We start from the raw sequence: 23,548 nt of genomic DNA on the forward strand, positions 1-23,548 counted from the left end.
GAAATTTGTTTTCAAAAAAAATGCCTAAGCATTTTTTCCTTGTGCGACTCAGATGAATGCTGTTGCAGCAAGCTTATTGCTTGTCATCCCCACGCACAAATTTTTGTACTGCCGCACCCATCTTCAAGAGCTTCATCAGGGTATTTGGTTCCAGTCGCAGCATTTCATCGGTCCAGGTGGTGACGGTCTTCATCAGCGCCAGGGTTTCTGCTATGCGCAACTGTGTAGCCTTATCTTCCTGATCCAGGTCAGGGCTATCCAGGCATTGTTGCAAGGTGGCGATGGTAGGATTGAATTCTCTTTCCTTGCGTTCGCGCACCACTGTGCGAAACAATTCCCAGACATCCAGCGAGGTTTCATAGTGCGCCCTGCGGTCACCCATGACATGCGCCAGTTTCACCAGTTTCCAGTTTTGCAGCTCTTTGAGTGAATTTGACACATTCGATCTTGCTACGCCCAAGGTGTCTGCAATCTCTTCTGCCTGCATGGGGCAGCCGACGATATACAACAGGGCGTGTATCTGGCTCACGGTACGGTTAACACCCCATAAGGTGCCCATTTCGCCCCAGTGCAGGATAAATTTTTGTTTGACGGGTGTAAGTTCCATGAACACAGTGTAGTTAATTCCCTTATTTCAGTCAAGACAGAAATAAAAGAATTATTAATTTCCTTGATGAAAAGATAAAATTGCTCAGTATGTGGCTTAATGAGGCTTAAATCTGAGAGGGACATAGATGGATGATGTGCATGCAGTATTAAATTTCTGGTTTGGCCTGGATGACGACGATGCAAAGACTGCGCAATCCCAGGCCAAGCTATGGTGGTCCAAGAGCGATGACCTGGATGCGGCGATCAGGGATGGCTTTGCCAACCTGACTGAGCAAGCCATACAGGGTGAATTGTCAGGCTGGGAAAATACTGCTGAAGGCAGGCTGGCATTGATTATCCTTTGCGACCAGTTTCCCAGGAATATGTACAGGAACCTGCCTGAGTCCTTTGCCTACGATGCGCAGGCCAGGGTTTATTGTGAGGCTGGCCTGCAATTGCAGGCAGACCGTCAGTTGCGCCCCATACAAAGAGTATTCTTTTATTTGCCACTTGAACATTCAGAGTCGCTGGCTGATCAGGATAAATCGGTTGCCTTGTATGATGCATTGCGCCGCGAGGTGCCAGAAGCACAGCGCGAGATTTTTGATGGTTTTTATCAGTTTGCGATAAAGCACCGCGCGATCATTGGCCGCTTTGGCCGTTTCCCGCACAGGAATGCGATACTCGGACGCACATCTACCGCAGATGAATTGACATTCTTGGCTGGACCCGGCTCATCTTTCTAGTAACTACCAGGGAGTACCCAGGCATGATAGAGCAACGTGCAACACCAGGTGTTTATGTCACGGAAGTAGATGGTTTTTCCAGTGCCGTGGTGGCAGTGCCCACCGGTATTCCGGTATTTCTTGGCTATACAGCAAAAGACAGTGCCAAGACAGCCAGCACAGCTTTGCCCGTACGCATTTCATCGCTGGCAGAATACATTGATATCTTCGGTGCTGCTGCGCAGATAGAGTATGACTACGTCAGCAATAGCCAGGCAACACCGCCATACCTGGCCAATAAAGCCGCGCCAGCTTTCGGTCTCTACTATGGTCTGGAATTGTTTTTCAATAATGGTGGCGGTATCTGCTACGTGCTATCTCTTGGTACTTATGGCGAAGTGATTGCCGCTGGTGCTTTCAATAAAGACGACTATACGAATGCACTGCCCATAGCTGCTGGCTGTGCAGAAGCAGATTTGCTGGTCATGCCAGATGCCGTACATCTTGGCCTGGATGACTGGGCCAGTGTGTCGCAACTGGCATTGCAAAGCTGTGAGCAATCGCAACACATCATATGCTTACTGGATGTGCACAATGGCTATTTAGCTGCCGATGGCAGTGCGCAAGACCCCATCACAGGTGGCACCGGCAGCGGTGGCTTCTACAAGATTGCCGGGCTGGGTGATGAGTTCAATAAATATGGTGTCAGTTATTATCCATGGTTGAACACGAATATCGTCAGCCTTGGTGAGATAGATTACAGCTGGATTTCAGTAGCTAGCTTGCCTCTGCTGGTGGCGGACTTGAGTGTAGAAGCGCCTACTTTATTTCCACCGTCTAATTCAAGTGCTCCGTCTCCAAAGTTGCAGTCTTATCTCAACATCGTCAACGCATTGACGCAGGGCGGTGATGCAGTGGCGGTGCGCCAGCGTCATCAAAGCCTGATGGCGGTATCGCCCTTATATCAATTCTGCATGAGCAATATCGCTACCAGCGTGAACCTGCTGCCACCGGCAGCGGCGATGGCGGGTGTATATGCGCGTACCGACCATACTTTTGGCGTGTTTCAGTCACCAGCCAACACAACCATCATCAATGCTATTTCTCCTGTGGTCGTCATCAATGATCAGCAGCAGTCTGCCTTGAATGTACCCTTGAATGGTCTGGCCGTGAATGCCATACGCACGTTCCCTAATTATGGCCTGCTGGTCTGGGGAGCACGTACCCTGGCGGGGAATAGTGATGACTGGCGTTATATCAATGTCAGGCGTACGGTGATGATGATAGAGCAATCGATTAAACTTGCCTTGCAGGCCTATGTGTTTCAGGCCAACGACAGTCTGACCTGGACCAGTGTGAGTGCCGCCATCAGCAATTTCCTGAATGCCTTGTGGAAAGAAGGTGGCCTGGTCGGCAGCAATGCAACGGACGCCTACAGCGTTAGTGTGGGGTTTGGCAGTACCATGACTGCACAAGACATACTCGATGGCGTGATGAATGTCATGGTCAAGGTTGCACTGGTGCATCCTGCAGAATTTATTGTGCTGACTTTCCAGCAGCAAATGCAAACCAGCTAAGCTCTCATTAAGCTGATTACGAGTGCCCGGTGCAATGCCAGACACTCTGTAAATCAGAAGCAATCAGTCATAACCAAATGTCGCACTCTTGCTTAAATTGCGCGGTGCTGGAGGTGTCTTGGGCACGAAATTGAACTGGAATTTAACGTTGGTCGGGCCATCGTTGCCTACTTGTACGGTTTGCGCCAAAGCTTCACCAAACATATTTGGCGCCCAGGCTTTGACTTCATACTTGCCTGCTGGCAGGTTGTTGAGGGCTACGCTGCCCGATGCATCGGTCTTGGAAAAATACGGTGCATCAACAACATAGATAAAGCCGCGCATCCAGTCATGGAAGTGGCAGACCAGGGCAACTTCACCGACTTTATCAAATAAGATAGGGGCAGGCTCTTCTTTTTTGCTATTCACGCGCAATTCAAAAGTCTTGGCCGGGGAAAATGATTTCAGATGATGTTCGTGATTATCCTTGTTGGGGAAGCGAACTTGAGTGCCTGCGCGTATGACAGTTAAATATGGGCTGAAAGCATAATTTTCTTGCGCCACCACACTGGTATCTCCAGGTTTTTTTGCGGGTGAGGGTGTGTCCAGTGGTGTTGCAAACAGAACGGCATTGCCCATGGCTTGCCCGTTCTTGTCGGTCAAATGACCCACCAGCAAGCCAGCCTGGGCAGCCAGGGAATAACTGCAAAGGCCCAGTGCGGCCAATGACAGGCAGAATTTACGCGCTTGCAGTTTTGTTTGAATGGACATTAATGTCTCCTGATTTTTTGATAAGTACAAATACGGGCAGAGTCATTATGCTTGAACTCTAATGGGCAAGGGAAGTTTGCGATACTTCAATATGCTTACTTGCAACAGCCCTGGCAATCAGGACAGATCAGGACAGATGCAGCCTTGATACGCAAATTGCGCTAGACTTGCGACATATCTATGGAGAATTGCATGAGTATTACAGTTGACGACATTAAAGCCGTATTGGCAAAAGTAACAGACCCAAACACCAATAAAGATCTGATAGCGACTAAGTCAGTAAAAAATATCAAGATAGAAGGCGCAGACGTGAGCCTGGATGTGGAGCTTGGTTATCCTGCCAAAAGCCAGTTTGAACTGATACGCGCTGCTGTTGTGGCAGCCATTACTGCCTTGCCAGGCGCGGGCAAGGTCGCAGTCAATGTGACTTCAAAAATCATTGCCCATGCTGTGCAGCCAGGCATCAAGCTCATGCCCAATGTGAAGAATATTATTGCCGTGGCCTCGGGCAAGGGCGGAGTCGGCAAATCGACTACTGCCGCCAATCTGGCCCTGGCCCTGGCCGCTGAAGGTGCGGCTGTTGGTATTCTGGATGCTGACATCTATGGTCCTTCGCAACCCATGATGATGGGCATCTCTGGCCGCCCTGAAACGGTCGATGGCAAAACCATGGAGCCGCTGGAAAACCATGGACTACAAGTATCTTCTATAGGCTTTATGATAGATCCGGATGAACCCATGGTCTGGCGCGGCCCTATTGTTACCCAGGCATTGCAGCAATTGCTGGGGCAAACCAACTGGCGTGACCTGGATTATCTCATTGTTGATATGCCACCGGGTACGGGTGATGTGCAACTGACACTGTCGCAAAAAGTGCCAGTGACTGGTGCCGTCATCGTGACGACACCGCAAGACATCGCCTTGCTGGATGCGCGCAAGGGTCTCAAAATGTTTGAAAAGGTTGGTATCCCCATCCTCGGCATCGTCGAGAACATGAGCATACATATCTGTTCCAATTGCGGTCATGCAGAACATATTTTTGGCGAGGGTGGTGGTCATAAAATGTGCGCAGACTTTGGCGTTGATTTTCTCGGTGGCCTGCCTTTGACGATGACGATACGCCAGCAAGCTGATTCAGGCACGCCTACCGTAGTTGCCGAGCCTGATGGGCAAATCGCTGGCCTGTATAAAGACATCGCCCGCAAAGTTGCTATCAAGGTCGCTGAAAAAGCCAAGGATATGACCAGCAAATTCCCGACTATCACCATACAAAATACCTGAGGTGCAGGCGAGTATGGATAGTATGGATAAGCAGGCTGATTATGCTTACATGCAGCAAGCACTGGAGCTGGCCAGGCGCGCCAGCATAGAAACGTCACCCAATCCCAAAGTGGGTTGCGTGATAGTGCGTGATGGCCAGGTGCTGGGGCAGGGCTGGACTCAGCCAGTAGGGCAGGCACATGCAGAAGTGCAAGCTCTGCGCGATGCTGCCGCTAAGAGCCATGATGTGCGTGGCGCTACTGCTTATGTCACACTGGAACCCTGCAGCCATTTTGGCCGTACACCACCTTGTGCGAACGGTTTGCGTGATGCAGGTATCGCACGCGTGGTAGCGGCCATGCAGGATGCCAATCCACAGGTGGCTGGGCGCGGTTTGAGTATCTTGCGTGAAGCCGGTATCGCAGTTGAATGTGGTACTTTTCCTGATCTTGCCTTGCAGGCGCGGGAATTGAACATAGGTTTTTTCCAGCGCATGGAGACTGGCAAGCCCTGGGTCAGAATGAAAGTTGCTGGCAGCCTCGACGGCATCACTGCTTTGAGTAATGGCCAAAGTCAGTGGATCACCGGGTCAGCAGCAAGGCAGGATGGCCATCACTGGCGCGCACGCGCAGATGCAATTTTGACTGGCATAGGCACGGTGCTGGCAGATGACCCCATGCTGAATGTGCGGGGCGTGGATACTCCACGCCAGCCACAAAAAATCATTGTTGATTCACATCTGCGCATCTCGCCACAAGCCAGGGTGTTGCAAGGTGGTGCCTTGATCATTTGTGCTGTGTCAGATACTGAAAAGCAGGCGCAATTGGAGCAGGCGGGGGCAGAAGTGATTTGCCTGCCAGGTGCAAATCAGCAAGTCGACTTGCCAGCTCTGATGCAAGAGCTGGGTCGCAGGCAAATCAATGAATTGCACGTGGAAGCTGGGGCGACATTGAATGGTGCGTTAATCAGGCAAGACTGTGTCAACGAATTATTGCTGTACCTGGCACCCAGGCTACTGGGGAGTGGGGCTGGTTTATTTAATTTACCTGAATTAACGCATGTGGATCAGGCCAGGGGTTTGCACTTCCAGGAGGTTAGCCAGGTAGGAGATGATTTGCGGGTATTGGCGCGCTTCAGATAAATCATTTATATGTAAAGCAGGAAAAGGTAAGGCAGAAAAGAAAAAAGGATCGTTGAATAATCAACGATCCTTTTTAACTTGGTCGGAGTACAAGGATTCGAACCTTGGACCCCCTGCTCCCAAAGCAGGTGCGCTACCGGGCTGCGCTACACTCCGAAAAACTGGTCTATCATTTATTATCTCGGTTGATGCAGCTTGAAAAACAAGATCTGAATCTGCCGAAATAAAAGGGATCGTCTTTGACGATCCCTGGAATCTGGTCGGAGTACAAGGATTCGAACCTTGGACCCCCTGCTCCCAAAGCAGGTGCGCTACCGGGCTGCGCTACACTCCGAAGACCGCAATATTACTGCTTTAGAGACTTGCTGTCAACCCGTTTGCCAGTCTGGCCCTCTATGGCAGGCGATTACAGGGATCTTTTACTTTCAAAATAGCGTTGCTGTCCAGTAATCGGATCATCAAAACAGATGGATTTTGCCAGCAACTGCAAAGGCGCAGAAAAGTCATCTGCCTTGCAGGGCAGGGCGACTGGATAAAATGCATCGTTCAGGATGGGGGCACCCAGGCTGCTCATGTGCAGGCGCAATTGATGTTTTCTACCGGTTACCGGCTGCAATTGATAAAGACTATGTCCGCCACGCCTTTCCTTGATATCAACCAGGGTTTCTGAATTTGCCATGCCCGCCACTTCACGCATGACAAAGAACTTGTCTGCTTCTTCCATGCGGCTGTAATGTCGTAGCGGGAAAGCCAGTTCAGGCAAATGCTTTGCAACTGCATGATAGGTCTTTGCCATGCTTTTGCGCTGGAACAGGGATTGATATTGTCCGCGGGTGACTGGATTATGGGAAAACAGCATAACGCCTGCGGTTTCTCTGTCCAGCCTGTGTATGGGCGTCAGATCCATCAAACCTGTATGTTTCTTTAGCCTGACCAGCAGGGTTTCTCGCAAAAACCGTCCTGATGGAATAACGGGCAAGAAGTGCGGCTTGTCTACCACCAGCAAATGCGCATCCTGGAACAGGATTTCTTCATGAAACGGGATGGGTGTTTCGTTCTCGATTTCACGATAATAGTAAATACACATGCCACGTTTGATAGCGCTGTCAGTAAGCAGAGCCTTGCCGTGTTGATCGACTACCTCTTGCTTATCCAGCCGTGCTTGCCAGGTGCTGGCATCCACATCCGGGAACTGGGCTTGCAAAAAATGGAAGAGATTGTCCCAATGGCCTTCTGGTATCCAGATATAGCTGGGCGCGATACCATCGCGTACTGGCAATGGCAGGGTTTGAAGGGGCTGGACTTGCATGTCTGATCGATTATTGAGTGGTCTGTTTTCGTCGCCATACTATCATGCAGGCATGGGGGAGGAGTTTGGTGGGCTGTCTGGCATCATGAAACTATCCGCCCGGGATGTTAAAACGGTAAAATGCTGGTTTTAACCATTATCGCGTTCTTGTATGTCAGTTACATCGGCAGCAGGGCGCAGGCTAGTGATCTCATGACTGTACGTACCCGTTTTGCTCCCAGCCCTACCGGCTATCTCCATGTTGGTGGTGCCCGCACTGCCTTGTTCAGCTGGGCATTTGCCCGTCATTTCGGCGGCACTTTCGTGCTGCGCATAGAAGATACTGATCTCGAACGCTCTACGCCAGAAGCCGTGCAAGCCATTCTGGATGGCATGAACTGGCTGGGCCTGCATCATGACGAAGGCCCGTTTTATCAAATGAAACGCATGGAGCGCTATAGCGAAGTGCTGGCTGACATGCTGGCAAAAGGCACTGCCTATCACTGTTATTCTTCGCCGGATGAAGTTGAAGCCATGCGTGAACGTCAACGCGCAGCCGGTGAAAAGCCACGCTATGATGGCACCTGGCGTCCTGAAGCTGGCAAGACCTTGCCAGCGATTCCGGCTGACCGCAAACCGGTGATACGTTTCAAAAATCCTCTGGATGGCGAAGTCAGCTGGCTGGATGTCGTCAAGGGGCAAATCACTATTGGTAACCGTGAGCTGGATGACCTGGTCATTGCCCGCCCTGATGGCACGCCTACTTATAACTTCTGTGTTGCGGTCGATGACTGGGACATGCAAATCACCCACGTCATCCGTGGTGACGATCATGTCAATAACACACCGCGCCAGATCAATATCCTCAATGCGCTGGGCGCAACGCTGCCGCATTATGGCCATTTGCCCATGATATTAGGCCCTGATGGTCAAAAACTGTCCAAGCGCCATGGCGCTGTCAGTGTGATGGAGTATCCAAAACAGGGCTATCTGCCAGAAGCCATGCTGAATTATCTGGCCCGCCTGGGCTGGAGCCATGGTGATGATGAGATATTCTCCATGGAACAAATGTGCAGCTGGTTTGATTTAAGCCATTTATCTGGTTCTGCTGCGCAGTTCAATCCTGAAAAACTGGCGTGGATCAACAACCACTACATCAAGGTCGCCGACAATGCGCGCCTGGCTGATCTGATCAAACAGCCAATGCTGGATGATGGCGCGCAGTTTGATAATGCTCCTGCACTGGAAGCCGTGATCGCCCTGTTGAAAGAGCGCACCAATACGACAGTAGAGCTGGGGCAGGCTGCCATGCTGTTCTATCGCCAGCCAGCAGCAGATCCTGCATTGATGACCCAGCATGTGACTGAAGCGATCTTGCCAGCCTTGCGTCACTACGCCGAGCTGTGCAAAACAGTGGAATGGAACAAGGCTGCCCTGTCTGCCGCCATGAAACAAACCCTGGCCGACTTCTCCCTGAAGATGCCGCAACTGGCCATGCCTTTGCGCTTGCTGCTGACAGGTCAATTGCAAACACCATCTATTGACGCCGTGATCGAGCTGTTTGGTCGTGAAGTTGTTACGCAGCGCCTGAGCGTAATTGCAGGCTAGAAAGTCTGGGGGCTTTACATCTGACGATGTATCCCCTATAATCTTGTTTCTGTTCTGCAGCGTCGGGGGTATAGCTCAGCTGGGAGAGCGCTTGCATGGCATGCAAGAGGTCAGCGGTTCGATCCCGCTTACCTCCACCAAAAAATGTGGCAGAGCAGAAAACATACTTGTTGTCCCCATCGTCTAGAGGCCTAGGACATCACCCTTTCACGGTGAGTACAGGGGTTCGAATCCCCTTGGGGACGCCAATAAACTTAATGCTTATTGTGGACAACAAGTTGTTGTAGTTTAGGTCAGTAACACGGACAGAATATGTCCCCATCGTCTAGAGGCCTAGGACATCACCCTTTCACGGTGAGTACAGGGGTTCGAATCCCCTTGGGGACGCCAGTAAGCTCTCGTTAAGAGAAACAAAAAAGCCTTGAGAAATCAAGGCTTTTTTGCTTTCCAGAGTTTGCTCCTTAAAAAACGGGTAAATGATTTGGCATTTACCCGCTTCAATTTACCCGTTCCATATACCCGGTTTTACCGTTTTAAATTTCCACTTACTTTTTCACATGATAAATGCGGTCAAATTCACCGCCATCATCAAAGTGCTTCTTTTGCGCTTGTTTCCAGCCGCCGAATACATCATCGACAGTAAACAAATTCACAGGTTTGAAAGAGGCTGCATATTTCTTGGCTGCGATTTCTGAGCGTGGGCGCAGATAGTGTTTGGCGATCAAATCCTGGCCAGCTTCGGTATACAGGAATTGCAGATAGGCGGTAGAAATTTTACGGGTGCCTAGTTTATCTGCGACTTTATCGACTACCGCGACCGGCGATTCTGCCAGGATGGAGATTTTTGGATAAACGACTTCAAAGTTGTCGCCAAATTCCTGGCGCACGAGTTGCACTTCGTTTTCAAAGGTCACCAGTACATCACCAATTTCGCGCTGGGTGAAGGTGGTGGTGGCACCGCGTCCGCCACCGTCGAGTACAGGGACATTCTTGAACAGGTTTTCTACCAGTTGCCGTGCTTGCGCTTCTGTGCCGCCAGTCTTGATGACTGAGCCCCAGGCTGCCAGATAGCTATAGCGGCCATTACCTGAGGTTTTTGGGTTGGGGATGATGACTTTCAAGCCGGGTTTGCCAAGGTCTTCCCAACTGGCGATATGTTTAGGGTTGCCCTTGCGGGTCAGGAATACCATGGTCGAATAAAACGGCGCGGCATTGTTGGGAAATTGCTTGGCCCAGTCTTGTGGCAACAAACCCTTGTCGGCCAGGATGTCGATATCATTGGCCTGGTTCATGGTGACTACGGATGCTTCCAGCCCATCAATGACGGAGCGTGCCTGTTTGCTGGAGCCGCCATGGGACTGGTTGACGCTGATGCTTTCACCGGTTTTCTTTTTCCAGTCGGCGACAAAAGCCGGGTTGATGTCCTTGAACAATTCCCGGGTGACGTCATACGATGCATTCAGGATGCTGCCTGTGGCGGCCTGTGCAGTACTATAGAAAACGAACAAGCTGACGCCTGCGATCAGCAATGCGGCAGTGAAACTGGTTCGGCGCTGGCGCTGACGGGTTTTGATTAATTGTTTTACGTGCTCAATTTTTCTCATCATTTACTTTCCAATTGCAGACCAGCCATGATGCTCAAAAAGAACTAGCTTGTGAACGATGATATTGCTACATGTTTAGATCAGGAACGCATAAGCAATTGTGAGTAAAGCTTGCTGATTAGGGGGCTGACTAAGGATTGCTGACTAAAGGCTGTCGATGAACATGCCTAAGGGGGAAATGATAGGTGCAAGACGTTTTCTGACTATGGATGATGTTGATGTGTTGCTGTACTAGGCTGCGCAAGCTCAGTTTCATTGAGGGGCGTGACAAGCAAGTCGTTCGGTTTGCTTAAGTAGAATGGGGTGTTAATGTGATAAACAAGCGATGGCTTTCAAGAGCGTAAAATCACGTGTTTTTTTTGGGGGGGGCGTAGTTGGCATTCTATGCTGCAGATAGTATCAGATCATATGCAGGCAGCGCCTGCATTGGAGTAGTTTGAATTTCAGCATTTCAATCATGCTCACACTGCGAAGCAGTGTGTCGGGGGTAGCTGTCTAGACTGGAGTGCTGAATTCTTGGTGCAGTTATGTCCGATCACGTCGGTCATAGTATGTTGCATCAAATGCGAAATACGCAGCCATCATTTTACGAAAGAGCTTTGTAATTTTGATTTTTTTAACTCTGGCAAGGCTTGCTCTGCAGTGACTTCTTGCAATAGCCATTGAATTTTCATTATTGGGTACACACTAGGCAGAGCGGTTGCCAAACGATAGTAATAGGTTTTTCCTGCCTCCCAATTAACATAGCCCTCGCTCAAGGTCATCTTATCTGCATTCTCTTCGTTAGCTTTCTTCGTGAAAAGCTGCTGCAATTTTGCCCTGACAGGATTGCCGGCCAATGTATCTACGGGCCATTTCTGTTCAAATTTATGCTCTCCTGCTGGTACATGAAACCATGTATATCCTTCTACACTTAAGTCAGCGATGTTTTTGTTGTCCAAGTAAAAATAGGCATCTCTGGCACCGAAAGCAGCAGTATTAATTCGGTATATATAGACCAAGGCCTTACCGTTGTCAGGTGCCCTGGCTGCTTGATATGCAGGACCCGTTGCTGCGCATGCGGTCAGTAGTATGGAGATCAGTAAAATAAAGTAGCGTTTCATCATAGTGAAATTTGTTAAATAGCTAAGGTTAAATGACGCGTTAAGATAGCAGATAGCACTCAAGGTGACAACTTCCAAGCCCATTGGCAATACGCAGTTCACTTAGTCAAACTGGCTCATCAAGCCTAAGAAAACAAATATGCAAGCTCAAAATTAGTCTTATAACAGGCCAGGTCTGCTGCACAACAGGGACATTAATTTTGTTACACTGGACGCCTGATATATTTATCCCGGGTCCAAATCCATGAAGATAACTCCCTCCCTGATACTTGCTTTACTCGCCAGTAGCATTGCCAGCTTGCCAGCCCATGCCGTCGATAGCAAGGCAGCCAGCGCCTCTGCCCATGCTGCCAATGCCGCGCAGGGTGGCATAGACTGGCGCAAAGATAATAATGTTGAAGCGGCTTTTGCCCAGGCCAAGGCCAGTAATAAACCCTTGTTTTTGTATTGGGGCGCAATCTGGTGTCCGCCTTGTAACCAAGTAAAGGCAACGATCTTCAATCGCCAGGAGTTCATCGATAAATCGCGTCATTTCATTCCTGTGTATCTGGATGGTGATACGCCGGGTGCGCAAAAATTTGCTTCACAATTCAAGGTGCGCGGCTATCCCACCATGATCCTGTTCAAGCCTGACGGCACCGAGATCACACGCCTGCCAGGCGAAGTTGATTCTGAGCGCTATCTGCAAGTCCTGACCCAGGCCCTGAATACCACGCTGTCCGTGCAAGACACCATGAAGCTGGCACTGGCTAGTAATAAAAATCTCAAGGATGAGGATTGGAGCTTGCTTGCTGATTATTCATGGGATGATCCTGAGCAAAAACTGGTGCCCGGCAAAGAACTGGTTCCTACTCTATTGAAGTTATCTGAGTTAAGCCCGGCTGGTTTGCATGCCACACGTTTGTATATGCGAGGTATTTACGCTGCAGCCACGGCCAAGCCTGGCCAGACTGTGCCAAATATAGACAAGACACAGGCAACAGAGAAAGTCTTGAAAGCCATTAATGACCCCAAGACAGCGCGCGACAATATGGATTTGTTGAGCAATGCCGCCGGGGAAATCACCGAGTTCCTGACCACAGCCAAATCAGAACCTCGCAACAAGCTGGTACGTGCCTGGAACACCGCCCTGGTCAAGCTGGCCGATGATGCCACGATTTCCAAAACTGACAGGCTGGGCGCAGTCGGTGCCCAGGTTGCCCTGGCCAGCCTGGATAATGCCAAGCCAGAAGCAGCCTTGCAAAAGGACGTGCAAAAACGCGTGGGCTTGATAGAGCAGGCAACCACCGATGCCTATGAGCGCCAGTCTGTCGTCAATGCGGCTGCTCATGCTCTGGGTGATGCTGGCTTGCTGGATGATTCAGACAGCTTGCTCAAGGCTGAGCTCAAGCGTTCACATTCGCCTTATTATTTCATGTCCACCCTGGGTTCGAATGCCAAGAAACGTGGTGATAAAGTGGGTGCTGCAAACTGGTATGAACAGGCTTATAACGCCGCCAAAGGCCCGGCCACCCGTTTGCAATGGGGTTCCAACTACGTCAGCAGCCTGGTTGAACTGGCACCCAATGATGACGCCCGTATAGAAAAAGCGGTGCAAAACGTTTTTGGCGAAGCTGCGAAAATCGATAATGCTTTCTATGAGCGTAACCGCGCCTACCTGGAAAAAATGGGTAAAAAACTGACAGATTGGAATAAAGAAGGCAAACACCAGGTCGCCTATCAAAAAGCGCGCACACAACTCGATGGCATTTGCGGCAAGTTGTCAGCGAGTGATCCACAAAAAGCAGTTTGCCAGAGTGTGCTTAATAAATCTTGATACATAAATCCTGATTGCAGTCTTTGGCTTAAAATAGAAATCCCGCGATTTGATATCGCGGGATTTTTTTGTACTTAATAATTTACACTTGCAAGTCAGTCTGGCTTGAATTGATGAGCAAAGGTAAATTCATCGGTCCTGGCTTTATAGTGCAAGCCTTTGCGCATAGCCCAACTGGCGTATTGATGATGCAGTGGGATGGCTGCGTAGTCCTGCAAGGCTGTCGCCATGGCTGTTTTGGCAAAGCCTTCACGCTTGTCTGCTTCAACAGATGCGAGGGAAGACTGTATCGCCTCATCCAGTGCACGGTTGCTGTATTTGCCCCAGTTCCAGCTGCCCCAGCCATTCTCGGCATTGACGCTGCCTAAAGTCGTACGCAGGGCAAAATCGCCCGCCAGCGAACCCCAGCCCAGCAAGGCCATGCTGTAGTCACCCTTGGACGCTTTGGGGAAATACACTGCCAGCGGTTGCGTCTCCACTTTGGCCTGTATGCCTATCTTGCTGAGAAATTGTGCGACGGTTTGCACTATTTGCTCATCATTGATATAGCGATTGTTCGGCCCGTGCAGGGTGATGGCAAAGCCATTGGGATAGCCGGCTTCCGCCAGCAATTTTTTAGCGCCTTCTGGGTCATAGGCTTCTACCTTCAGGCTATCGTTATAGCCAAACACGCCAGGCCCGACCAGGTTGGATGCAGGCACTGCCAGGCCTTCCAGTATGCGCTCTGTCAATGCGGTGCGGTTGATAGCCTTGGCAATCGCCTTGCGCACGCGTATGTCTTTCAAAGGATTGGTCGCCAGCGGCTTGCCAGCCTTGTCGGTGATATAGGGTGAGACCCTGGCCTGATGATCCAATTGCCAGAACAGGGTGCGCCAGGAAATTTTTTGTTCCAGCTTAAATTTGGCATTGCTTTTGAGCTTGCTCAAATCTGCTGGAGGGATACTCTCTATCGCATCGACATCACCCGACAACAAGGCTGCCATGCGCGGCGCCCCTGCGGTGATGATGCGGAAAGTCACTTTGTCCCAGGCGGACTTTTCACCCCAGTAGGCATCGTTTTTCGTCAATTCCACTGCATCGCCACGTTTGAATGCGGCGAATTTATAAGGGCCAGTACCGATGGTGGCTTTGCCGCTGTTGAAATCATCAGTGCTCGCTTGTTGTGCCGCTTTCCTGGAAACGATGAAGATGGAACTCATGTCCAGCGGCAATGGGCCGTAAGCCGTTAGCGTTTTCAGGCGCAGGGTATAGGGGTCAACAATTTGCTTGCTAAGAATCTGCTTGGTGAAACTGGTGTAGGGGCCAGGGCTATTCTTTATCTGCGCAGGCCTGTCCAAAGAAAACACCACATCTTCAGCCGTCATTTCGCTGCCGTCGTGGAACTTCACTCCGGGCCGTAATTTGAATTCCCAGGTAGTCGGATTGATAGCCTTCCAGGACAATGCCAGGCCAGGTGCAACACGTCCATCGGAATCAACGCTGACCAGCGCTTCAAACAAATGCGATGCCATAGCGTTATTCGGGCCGCTATTGAAATAATGCGGGTCCATGGAGTTTACATCTGCTGCCAAAGCAATCTTGAGATTGGCTGCGTGACTGATGGTAGGTAAGGAAGTCGCCAACAAAGTGGTTGCAACAACAGCCGATAAAGTAGAGGAAGAGAATTTTTTTAATTTGAGAAACATAGGCAACTTTCAAGCTTCAATATTGCAAGCTTACCATTGCCCGAGTATTTCATCAGAAGCTGATGATTTTGATAAGCTGAATTGAGCTTCAACTTACAAATGGAAGCATATTCTGCATGAGCGACATGTATCGTATCTTGCGCAAGGCGTGCCATGCCTGGGCTGTAACAATCCGCAGTTTTGCTTAATCTGATTTACATATCGTTACTTGTAGAAGCTGTTTGCTTGACTCTATATTGAGGACATGGGATGGAGCTATAAGCTAAGACATTCTTCCTCCAGGCAAACATTTGCCACAGCCTCAAAAATAGGTGTAAAAACATATGAAAAACCTGACAAAAATTTCTGGCTCCCTGCTATTGGCGATTGCCGTCAATATTTGCGCTTTTCCGGTATATGCAGCCACTCCGGCTACTCCATCTACGGATGCTGAAGCTCTGCATGCATTGAATCGTCTCGCTTATGGACCTCGTCCTGGCGACATAGAGCGGGTCAGGAAAATGGGGGTAGATGCCTATATAGAGCAGCAATTGAATCCACAATTTCTCCCTTTGCCAGAAGGCTTGCAAAAGAAATTGAAATCACTCGATGTCATGAGCCAGAGTGCCGGCTCGGTCTTGTTTGATTATCAAAAAGCCTTGAAAGATACCAGCGATGAATCCGATGCCGCGCAGAAGAAGCGCCGTGAACTGGTTGGTCGCATCATTGAGCAAACCGCAGAATCCAGGCTATACCGTGCCATAGAAAGCTCACATCAGCTGGAAGAAGTGATGGTCGATTTCTGGTTCAATCATTTCAATGTCTTCAATGGCAAAGGTCTGGACCGTGCACTTGTCGCCAGCTATGAGCGCGATGCCATACGTCCCTATGTCTTTGGCAACTTCCGTGATTTACTGGGCGCAACGGCCAAGCATCCTGCCATGCTGTTTTATCTGGATAACTGGTTATCCACGTCGGCAGACTTTCATGCCAATGGCAAGCAGGGCAAGGGCGGCGGACAAAAGGCCAAGTCCAGTGGCCTGAATGAAAACTATGCACGTGAAGTCATGGAATTGCATACTCTGGGTGTGGATGGTGGCTATACCCAGAAAGATGTCACCGAACTCGCGCGCATGTTGACAGGCTGGACCTTCGATCCGCGTGCCATGGTCAGGAATAACCAGAATTTTTACTTCGATGCGAGCAGGCATGATAACGGTAGCAAGCAATGGCTGGGTAAAACCATAGCGCCCCGTGGTCAGGCAGAAGCAGAATTCGCACTCGATGTACTGGCAACCCATCCATCTACTGCCCATCACCTTAGTTTTAAATTGGCGCAATATTTTGTCGCTGACAAACCTGCACCAGCCTTGGTCGAGAAACTGGCCAGGCGTTATCTCGATGCCCGTGGTGACATGCGCGCAGTCTTGCAAACCTTATTTGCCAGTGCCGAGTTTCGCGATCCTCAAAACATTGGTGTGAAATATAAAACCCCGTATCAATATGTGGTGTCCGCTATCCGGGCCAGTGATGTCAACGTGCAAAATGTCAGGCCAGCCCTGGGTGTGCTGGCACAACTCGGCATGCCTTTATACGGTAGCCAGACACCCGATGGTTATAAAAACACCCAGGATGCCTGGATGAACCCGGATGCCATCAGTCGCCGCATCAACTTTGCCACCGCACTCGCAACGGGTCGCCTGCCATTCGATAAAGAGATAGAGGATGGAGACAAAATGGGCAAGAAGCAGTTGGCAAAACAGGCTGAGGAAAAATCAGACCGGCCCGCAGTCATGCCTGCTGTCAGTGCTGCTGCCTTGTTGCAGACACTGGGGCCAGGTTTGTCTGCTCGCAGCATAGAAATTGTGAATGGCAATCCAGAAGCCTTGCGTGCCTCACTGATATTAGGCAGCCCGGATTTTATGCAACATTGAAGCAGGTAATCGTATAGGTCGTCTAGATCGTGCTGATCGTCCAAACCGTGCAGATAAAGAGAGCAAAATGAAACGCAGAAATTTCTTATATTCCATGGCCGCCGGAGCGGGTTTGCTGGTCCCTGTGGGGCAGGCTGCCTGGGCTGCTAGGGCGAATGGCGCAGCATCGGAAGCAGCAACAAAAAACAAGCTCATCGTCATCATGTTGCGAGGCGCAGTCGATGGCTTGAATGTGGTGGCTCCGTATGGTGATGCCAACTATGCGCGCCTGCGCCCGACCATCGCGCTGGCAAGGCCGGGGCAGGCCGATGGTGCAATAGATCTTGATGGCTATTTTGGTCTGCATCCCGCACTGGCAGACTTGCAAGATCTCTGGCAACAAAAGAAACTGGCTTTCGTGCATGCCAGTGGCTCACCGGATTTTACCCGTTCACATTTTGATGCCCAGGATTATCTGGAGTCTGGCACGCCTGGGCGTAAAGGCACGACAGATGGCTGGATGAATCGTTTGCTTGGTAACTTGCCGGGTACGACGACGCCAACGCGTGCAGTCAGTGTCGGTGCGGTCATGCCCCGTATCTTGTCGGGCACGGTTGCCGCCAGCAATATCGCCAGCGGTGCGGCGGGCACCAAGGCGAATGTACTGGACAGACCCAAGGTCGGTGCAGCTTTTGAGCAGATGTATAAGGACAACGATAAATACGCCAAAGCCTTCAGTGATGCCAAAGAAGCGCATCAGGAAATGATGGGCGCGTCCATGGAAAAAGAGCAGCAGGCTGCGGATGGTGGCGCGCCTTTGCCCAATGGTTTTCCTGATGACAGTACCCGCGTTGCCACCTTACTCAAGAATGATCCTAAAATCCAGATGGTATTCATGGCATTGGGCGGCTGGGATACCCATGCTAACCAGGGGGCAGGTAAAGGTCAGTTGGCCAATCGTCTGTCACCGCTGGGTCTGGGCCTGACGAATCTGGCCAGACGTCTTGGCCCCATGTTTGATGACACCACGATAGTCGTGATGTCAGAGTTTGGCCGTACTGCCAAACAGAATGGCAATGGCGGCACCGATCACGGACATGGCAATGTCATGTGGGTGCTCGGTGGCAAAGTTGCTGGCGGCAAGGTATACGGCGACTGGCACGGCCTTGGCAATAATCAGTTATATGAGGGTCGTGATGTGCCTGTAACTACCGATTTTCGTTCGGTATTGACGCAAGTCTGCGAGCGTCATATGGGTTTGTCTGACAATCAACTGCTCAAGGTTTTTCCTGAACAATCTTATGCCAGGTCCAGTTTTAATTTATTTGTGAACAAAGCCTGATTGCTGATTATAGTAAGTAAAAAAGCCACTCAGGATTAATCCCGAGTGGCTTTTTTGCATGCGTACGGTGTTCAGGCCGTGGTATTGATGGTTGTGCCAGTCACTTGTCCGCTGGTATTGATGACGGGTTTTGGCTGCTCAGGCGGCGGTGGCTCGGGCTGCTTTACATTTTGCTTGCTGGCCAGTTGCGCCTGTTGCTCAGCTTGCGAGGCGGTAATTCTTTTTTGATCTGCAATAGCATCAGCGGCACCGGAGTCGCGGTCTGCTGCTGCGCCTATGGTTTCCGCACTTTGTTTCTGCTGCCCGGCAGCAGCTTGCTGCAAGAGTTGCTGTTGTTGTGCAGCTTGCGCTGCGCTTGAAGATGTAACGGAAGTGACCATGAAATTAACTCCTAAAACTATAACCAGGATCATTTCACCATAGTGAGCCTGGACGCAAATTACAAGCGATTTAATCATAAATAGCCGTTTATTGCCATGCGTCAATTTTAATCAAGCCCGCGCAATTGATAGTGCGTATTCATTTTTCAACTTTGCTTATACGAATAGTTGTATATACAAATGCATATATATGATTGGAAAAAACTCGTTGCCTTCGATAAAGTTGAGTCCAACAGCAACAACAGCCGGTCAGATATTCAGTGATACGTATAGAGCAGTTAGCAAAAATTTATAGCCATCAGGGCCGCGAAGTAAGGGCCTTGCATAATATTAATTTCAACATAGAAACGGGTCAGGTTTTTGGCATCATAGGGCGATCCGGTGCGGGTAAAAGCACTTTGCTGCGCACCTTGAATTTACTGGAACGTCCCAGCGCCGGCAAAGTCGTGATTGATGATGAAGACATCACCAGTTTTGATACGCAACAACTGCATGCCTTGCGCCAGCGTGTGGGTATGGTGTTCCAGCATTTCAATTTGCTGCATGCAAAAACGGTTATCGAGAATATTGCCTTTCCGCTCAAGCTGAGTGGCAAATATACCAAACAGGAAATCCAGGCAAGGGTAGCAGAATTACTGGAGCTGGTAGGTTTGCACGATCAAGGCAGCAAGTATCCTTCGCAGTTGTCGGGTGGGCAAAAGCAGAGGGTGGGCATAGCACGTGCACTGGCAAATTATCCGCACCTGTTGCTGTGTGATGAGGCGACTTCGGCACTAGACCCGGAAACCACGCAAGCGATCTTGCGTCTGCTATTGGATATCAATAAAAAACTGGGTTTGACCATCGTCCTGATCACTCATGAAATGCAGGTGATACGCACTATCTGTGACAAGGTGGCAGTGATAGATGCGGGAGAGATTGTTGAGCTGGGCGATGTCGTTGATGTGTTCCTGCATCCCCAGCATGCGGTGACACAAAGCCTGGTAGCAGAAAATCAGGCGCTGGACCTGTCTGTGCTGGAGCGCAGTGATCAGGATGCAGACCGTCACTTGCTGCGTTTGAGCTATGTAGGTGCCAGTACGCATGAGCCCATCATCACCCGTATCGCGGCGCAAGCAGGTGTCGATATCGCCATTCTGCAAGGCGTGATAGGACGCATCAAGGATACGCCTTACGGGCAATTGCTGGTGGAGTTGCACAGTACGCAGGAACAGTCCGCGACTGTCGAGAATTTATTGACGAATGCTGGTGTCAGGGTGGCAAGAGTCAGCGCAGCAGCAGGGGTGCAATGATGGACTTTTCTCAAATTGACTGGAGTGATATCGCACTGGCGACACTTGATACCTTGACGATGACGGGTGCCTCTTTGTTGTTCACCATAGTGCTGGGTTTGCCCTTGGGCGTGCTGCTGTTTTTGACAGGTAAAAAGCAATTGCTGGAACAGGGCTTGTTGTATGCGGTGCTGTCGGTAGTCGTGAATATTTTGCGCTCTATCCCTTTCATTATTTTGCTGATCGTATTGATACCTTTCACGCTGCTGTTGATGGGAACATCGCTGGGAGTGCCAGGAACCATACCGCCACTGGTAATAGGAACAACACCATTTTTTGCACGCCTGGTAGAAAACGTATTGCGGGAAGTAGATAAGGGAATTATTGAAGCCTGCCAGGCCATGGGTGCCAGGACCTGGCAGATTATCTGGCATGCATTGCTGCCAGAAGCTTTACCGGGTTTGCTGGCTGCAGCAACAGTAACGACGATTGCTCTGGTGTCGTATGCAGCCATGTCGGGTGTGATCGGCGGTGGTGGTTTGGGTGACCTGGCGCTGCGTTATGGTTACCAGCGTTTCCAGACCGAGGTCATGGTGGTCACGGTATTTATTTTGATTGTACTGGTGCAGTTGCTGCAATTCGTGGGTGACAAGCTGGTGTTGAAATTCACACGTAAGTAAATTTTTTTGTTTTTTTATTAATGGGAGCTTCTATGTCTTTGAACCTGAAACGCCGTTTTACCCTGACACTGGCTGCTAGCCTGACAGCTGCTGCCGTGTTTTCACCAACTGCATTTGCAGTAGAAACCTTGAACATCGCTGCCAGCCCGGTGCCACATGCCGAGATACTGGAATTCATCAAGCCGCAACTCGCCAAAGAGGGCGTGGATTTGAAAGTGAAAGTATTCACTGACTATATACAGCCAGCAGTGCAGGTCAATGAAAAACATCTGGATGGCAATTTCTTTTTGCACCAGCCTTACCTGAATGAATTCAAGAAAAGCCACAAGAACGATATCGAAGTACCTATCGCCAAGGTACACGTAGAACCTTTCGCTGCATACTCCAGTAAGTATAAAAAACTGGCTGACTTGCCTGATGGCGCGACTATTGCCATCCCAAATGATCCATCCAATTCTGGCCGCGCTTTGCTGTTGCTGGCAAAACAGGGTTTGTTGAAATTGAAGGACCCAAAAAATATCTCTGCGACGCAAAAAGATATTTTTGAAAATCCTAAGAAACTGAAATTCAAGGAACTGGAAGCCGCAACTTTGCCACGCGTATTGAACCAGGTTGACTTGGCCTTGATCAATACAAATTATGCGATAGAAGCAAAACTCAATCCTGTCAAAGACTCACTGTTCATCGAAGATGCCAATTCACCTTATGCAAATTTGCTGGTAGCACGTGAAGACAATAAAAACAGCCCTGCATTCAAAAAGCTGGTCGCTGCATTGAATTCGCCAGAAGTCAAAAAATTCATAGAAGAGAAATACAAGGGTGCAGTTGTTCCTGCATTCTGATACCAGGTTTAAGCTTATCCCACTTGGGCAAGCTTAAATTCAAGGCGAAAAAAAACGCTGCTTATTTAATAAATAAGCAGCGTTTTTTTCGATCTTACGTATTAGTTACGTACGACTTTTTTGTATTCATTAGTGCGTGTATCGATTTCGATCATGTCGTCCTGGCTGACGAACAGTGGAACTTGAACGATATGGCAATTTGCTTCGATTGCATTTTCGATCTTGGCTTCTTTCAGGACGTTGCCTGAAGTATTGCCTTTGACTGCTGGCTCAGAGTAAATGATCTGGCGAACGATAGTGGTAGGCAATTCAACAGAGATCGCTTTGCCGTCATAGAACACGGCTTCGCATTCCATGCCATCTTTCAGGTAATTCAGGGATTCACCCATGTTTTCTGCTTCGATTTCATACTGGTTGTATTCTTGATCCATGAATACGAACAGTGGGTCAGCGAAGTAAGAGTAAGTAACTGGTTTTTTGTCCAATACAACTACGTCAAATTTGTCGTCGCCACGGAAGACGTTTTCTTGTGGGCTGTTGGTCAACAAGCTTTTCATTTTCCACTTGTAAGTGAAACCTGTACGGCTGGAGCCGTTGACATCAGAGCGCAATACGATCATTGGCTTGCTATCGACCATAATGATGTTGCCAACGCGAATTTCTTTTGCAAATTTCATAGCGAGTATACGTAAAAAGTAGGTTGCATAAAAATCATCTGTTGCCTACTGGCAAAAAATCACCGCAAGCCCACGTTTGATTGAGATTTAAAACAGGTTAAAAATTAACCCAACATTATACTGCATCTTTTTGGCTTGCTACCCGAACTGTATTGACGAACTTCAATAAATTGCTCGTCATATCCCCATTTTCTTGCATTTTTTCCTGCCATTGCGTGGACAGTCGGGCAATTTCAGGCAGATCTGCTTGAAAGTCTTGCCATATTTCTGCCCAGTCCAGCGGCGGATGGCTGACGCCATTCCAGGCATGTGACAAGGCAATCAGGCTTGCCGTGGCAGAAGCAGTGGTTTTTAAAAATGCATTCAATTTCACATGATGCAGGTTTTTATCCTGGGGATAGATATGCCAGATGAAGGGTTTATTGGCCCACTGGGCGCGCACGAAGGAGTCTTCACCACGGACAAAGTTGATATTGCAGGCCCATAGCAATTTATCGTAATCTGCCTGTGGGATGAAGGGCAGGACGCGTACTGTCAATGCACCATGGACGCCACTGATACCTGCCTTGGAGGGCTGCCCCAAAAATGCTGCTATGGCTTCGCTCGTTACACCTTCAGGCACCAGGCAAGTCATGGATTTGTCACCACTTTTCCAGACCTTAAGCAGCTCAGTTACTGGTGCATGTGGGTAGCAAAATAGCGATACTTTGGTGCTATTGATCTCAGCTTCGGTCAATCCCAATTGCTGCAGGAAGGCGGCCACAGTCGGAGTGTCAGCTTGAAAGGCAGCTCTTTCATGGCCCAGGCTGGCTTCGCGTAACAGGCCACCGGTTTTGTTGTTGAAGCCAGGAAAGTAGAAATGTTTGGTCAAGGGCAAAGACGGATGAGGCGAGGGCAGGGTATGGCAGCCTTCCACCCATTCTTCTGCTGTCAAGCCTTCAAGATTGAGCCAGACCGGGCGTGGCTCACACTTTGCCATGGCTTGAATGTAGCCTGGCGGGATATCGCAGGCAAAAAATTCTATGACGATGTCGGCAATATCGGCAGTGGTAAATGTGCCTTGCTGATCACGCCAGTGTCTGACGATGACGCCTGCAATTTCCTGCACTTCGGCATCAATATGCACTTGCGGGCAGATGCGCTGGAAGCTGAGCAAATCGTCTACCCATAGCGTGACGGTGATGCCATGTTCTACATACAGTTGCCTGGCCATGCGCCAGCATATTCCTATATCACCAAAATTATCGACAACCTTGCAGAACAAGGCTAAAGATTTTGCTGCGGGATTTGTATTTGTTTCTGTCGATTGCATTGCAATT

Annotated in this window: 20 protein-coding genes and 5 tRNA genes; 14 read left to right on the top strand and 11 right to left on the bottom strand. The window is 49.7% G+C overall.

What is annotated here, in order from left to right:
* Nucleotides 1-73 precede the first annotated feature (73 nt).
* Nucleotides 74-607 carry a GbsR/MarR family transcriptional regulator gene (locus ACO0LC_RS03605; RefSeq protein ID WP_422950456.1) on the bottom strand — a complete coding sequence of 178 codons (534 nt, stop codon included), beginning with the start codon at nucleotides 605-607 and terminating at the stop codon, nucleotides 74-76.
* Between the two features lie 127 nt (nucleotides 608-734).
* Between ACO0LC_RS03605 and ACO0LC_RS03610 the strand changes: the two genes are divergently transcribed.
* On the top strand, nucleotides 735-1,334 hold the full coding sequence (locus ACO0LC_RS03610) for a DUF924 family protein (protein WP_423000719.1): 600 nt from the start codon (nucleotides 735-737) through the stop codon (nucleotides 1,332-1,334).
* A 23-nt stretch (nucleotides 1,335-1,357) separates the two neighbouring features.
* Complete coding sequence (locus ACO0LC_RS03615) at nucleotides 1,358-2,890, top strand: phage tail sheath family protein (protein WP_423000721.1); 1,533 nt, start codon at nucleotides 1,358-1,360, stop codon at nucleotides 2,888-2,890.
* Between the two features lie 63 nt (nucleotides 2,891-2,953).
* Here ACO0LC_RS03615 and ACO0LC_RS03620 read toward each other — a convergent pair whose 3' ends face one another.
* Nucleotides 2,954-3,640, bottom strand: coding sequence for a carboxypeptidase regulatory-like domain-containing protein (locus ACO0LC_RS03620; RefSeq protein ID WP_423000723.1), 687 nt, complete (start codon nucleotides 3,638-3,640; stop codon nucleotides 2,954-2,956).
* A gap of 192 nt (nucleotides 3,641-3,832) precedes the next feature.
* Between ACO0LC_RS03620 and apbC the strand changes: the two genes are divergently transcribed.
* Nucleotides 3,833-4,921: an iron-sulfur cluster carrier protein ApbC gene (apbC, locus tag ACO0LC_RS03625; protein ID WP_423000725.1), complete on the top strand. Its 1,089-nt coding sequence runs from the start codon at nucleotides 3,833-3,835 to the stop codon at nucleotides 4,919-4,921.
* Between the two features lie 22 nt (nucleotides 4,922-4,943).
* On the top strand, nucleotides 4,944-6,041 hold the full coding sequence (gene ribD / locus ACO0LC_RS03630) for a bifunctional diaminohydroxyphosphoribosylaminopyrimidine deaminase/5-amino-6-(5-phosphoribosylamino)uracil reductase RibD (RefSeq protein ID WP_423001039.1): 1,098 nt from the start codon (nucleotides 4,944-4,946) through the stop codon (nucleotides 6,039-6,041).
* Between the two features lie 79 nt (nucleotides 6,042-6,120).
* Here the strand turns inward: ribD and ACO0LC_RS03635 are convergent.
* From ACO0LC_RS03635 to ACO0LC_RS03645, 3 genes are all read right to left on the bottom strand, one after another.
* Nucleotides 6,121-6,197, bottom strand: a tRNA-Pro gene (locus ACO0LC_RS03635).
* 101 nt (nucleotides 6,198-6,298) lie between these two features.
* Nucleotides 6,299-6,375 (bottom strand) — tRNA-Pro (locus ACO0LC_RS03640).
* A gap of 72 nt (nucleotides 6,376-6,447) precedes the next feature.
* Nucleotides 6,448-7,350, bottom strand: coding sequence for a pseudouridine synthase (locus ACO0LC_RS03645; protein WP_423000727.1), 903 nt, complete (start codon nucleotides 7,348-7,350; stop codon nucleotides 6,448-6,450).
* A gap of 192 nt (nucleotides 7,351-7,542) precedes the next feature.
* Between ACO0LC_RS03645 and gltX the strand changes: the two genes are divergently transcribed.
* The 4 genes from gltX (at nucleotide 7,543) to ACO0LC_RS03665 (ending at nucleotide 9,327) form a co-directional block, all read left to right on the top strand.
* Complete coding sequence (gene gltX / locus ACO0LC_RS03650; RefSeq protein ID WP_423000729.1) at nucleotides 7,543-8,937, top strand: glutamate--tRNA ligase; 1,395 nt, start codon at nucleotides 7,543-7,545, stop codon at nucleotides 8,935-8,937.
* Nucleotides 8,938-9,001: 64 nt separating this feature from the next.
* Nucleotides 9,002-9,077 (top strand) — tRNA-Ala (locus tag ACO0LC_RS03655).
* 32 nt (nucleotides 9,078-9,109) lie between these two features.
* Nucleotides 9,110-9,185 (top strand) — tRNA-Glu (locus tag ACO0LC_RS03660).
* Between the two features lie 66 nt (nucleotides 9,186-9,251).
* Nucleotides 9,252-9,327, top strand: a tRNA-Glu gene (locus ACO0LC_RS03665).
* Between the two features lie 155 nt (nucleotides 9,328-9,482).
* On the opposite strand, the gene ACO0LC_RS03670 is transcribed toward ACO0LC_RS03665, so the two are convergent.
* Nucleotides 9,483-10,541, bottom strand: a complete 1,059-nt coding sequence (locus tag ACO0LC_RS03670; RefSeq protein WP_423001041.1) for a sulfate ABC transporter substrate-binding protein — start codon at nucleotides 10,539-10,541, stop codon at nucleotides 9,483-9,485.
* Nucleotides 10,542-11,122: 581 nt separating this feature from the next.
* Nucleotides 11,123-11,647: a DUF2846 domain-containing protein gene (locus ACO0LC_RS03675; RefSeq protein WP_423000731.1), complete on the bottom strand. Its 525-nt coding sequence runs from the start codon at nucleotides 11,645-11,647 to the stop codon at nucleotides 11,123-11,125.
* A 241-nt stretch (nucleotides 11,648-11,888) separates the two neighbouring features.
* On the opposite strand from ACO0LC_RS03675, the gene ACO0LC_RS03680 reads away from it, so the two are divergent.
* A complete protein-coding gene (locus ACO0LC_RS03680; protein ID WP_423000733.1) occupies nucleotides 11,889-13,460 on the top strand; it encodes a thioredoxin family protein in 1,572 nt (523 codons plus the stop codon).
* A 95-nt stretch (nucleotides 13,461-13,555) separates the two neighbouring features.
* On the opposite strand, the gene ACO0LC_RS03685 is transcribed toward ACO0LC_RS03680, so the two are convergent.
* On the bottom strand, nucleotides 13,556-15,145 hold the full coding sequence (locus ACO0LC_RS03685; protein ID WP_423000735.1) for an ABC transporter substrate-binding protein: 1,590 nt from the start codon (nucleotides 15,143-15,145) through the stop codon (nucleotides 13,556-13,558).
* A gap of 323 nt (nucleotides 15,146-15,468) precedes the next feature.
* Here ACO0LC_RS03685 and ACO0LC_RS03690 point away from each other — a divergent pair, with 323 nt between their 5' ends.
* Nucleotides 15,469-17,058, top strand: coding sequence for a DUF1800 domain-containing protein (locus ACO0LC_RS03690; RefSeq protein WP_423000737.1), 1,590 nt, complete (start codon nucleotides 15,469-15,471; stop codon nucleotides 17,056-17,058).
* A 67-nt stretch (nucleotides 17,059-17,125) separates the two neighbouring features.
* Nucleotides 17,126-18,379: a DUF1501 domain-containing protein gene (locus ACO0LC_RS03695; RefSeq protein ID WP_423000739.1), complete on the top strand. Its 1,254-nt coding sequence runs from the start codon at nucleotides 17,126-17,128 to the stop codon at nucleotides 18,377-18,379.
* 71 nt (nucleotides 18,380-18,450) lie between these two features.
* Here the strand turns inward: ACO0LC_RS03695 and ACO0LC_RS03700 are convergent, their stop codons facing one another.
* Nucleotides 18,451-18,759: a hypothetical protein gene (locus tag ACO0LC_RS03700; RefSeq protein ID WP_423000741.1), complete on the bottom strand. Its 309-nt coding sequence runs from the start codon at nucleotides 18,757-18,759 to the stop codon at nucleotides 18,451-18,453.
* Between the two features lie 260 nt (nucleotides 18,760-19,019).
* Between ACO0LC_RS03700 and ACO0LC_RS03705 the strand changes: the two genes are divergently transcribed.
* Genes ACO0LC_RS03705 through ACO0LC_RS03715 form a run of 3 tightly spaced genes read left to right on the top strand, consistent with a single transcriptional unit; the run spans nucleotide 19,020 to nucleotide 21,552 of the window.
* Entirely contained in the window at nucleotides 19,020-20,051 is a 1,032-nt protein-coding gene (locus tag ACO0LC_RS03705; protein ID WP_423000743.1) for a methionine ABC transporter ATP-binding protein, read from the top strand.
* A complete protein-coding gene (locus ACO0LC_RS03710) occupies nucleotides 20,051-20,710 on the top strand; it encodes a methionine ABC transporter permease (protein ID WP_423000745.1) in 660 nt (219 codons plus the stop codon). The genes ACO0LC_RS03705 and ACO0LC_RS03710 overlap by 1 nt, the downstream gene beginning before the upstream one ends.
* Before the next feature lie 32 nt (nucleotides 20,711-20,742).
* Nucleotides 20,743-21,552 (top strand): MetQ/NlpA family ABC transporter substrate-binding protein, encoded by an 810-nt coding sequence (locus ACO0LC_RS03715; protein WP_423000747.1) that lies wholly within the window; start codon nucleotides 20,743-20,745, stop codon nucleotides 21,550-21,552.
* Between the two features lie 101 nt (nucleotides 21,553-21,653).
* Here ACO0LC_RS03715 and ACO0LC_RS03720 read toward each other — a convergent pair whose 3' ends face one another.
* Both ACO0LC_RS03720 and earP read right to left on the bottom strand, forming a co-directional pair.
* A complete protein-coding gene (locus ACO0LC_RS03720; protein WP_422950438.1) occupies nucleotides 21,654-22,229 on the bottom strand; it encodes an elongation factor P in 576 nt (191 codons plus the stop codon).
* 115 nt (nucleotides 22,230-22,344) lie between these two features.
* The gene (earP, locus tag ACO0LC_RS03725; RefSeq protein ID WP_423000750.1) at nucleotides 22,345-23,541 is read right to left on the bottom strand and encodes an elongation factor P maturation arginine rhamnosyltransferase EarP; all 1,197 of its coding nucleotides are present in this window, start codon (nucleotides 23,539-23,541) and stop codon (nucleotides 22,345-22,347) included.
* Between the last annotated feature and the right edge of the window lie 7 nt (nucleotides 23,542-23,548).

Origin of the sequence: Undibacterium sp. JH2W, assembly GCF_049340425.1 — a bacterium.
In the GTDB taxonomy this organism is placed as follows: Bacteria; Pseudomonadota; Gammaproteobacteria; order Burkholderiales; family Burkholderiaceae_D; genus Undibacterium.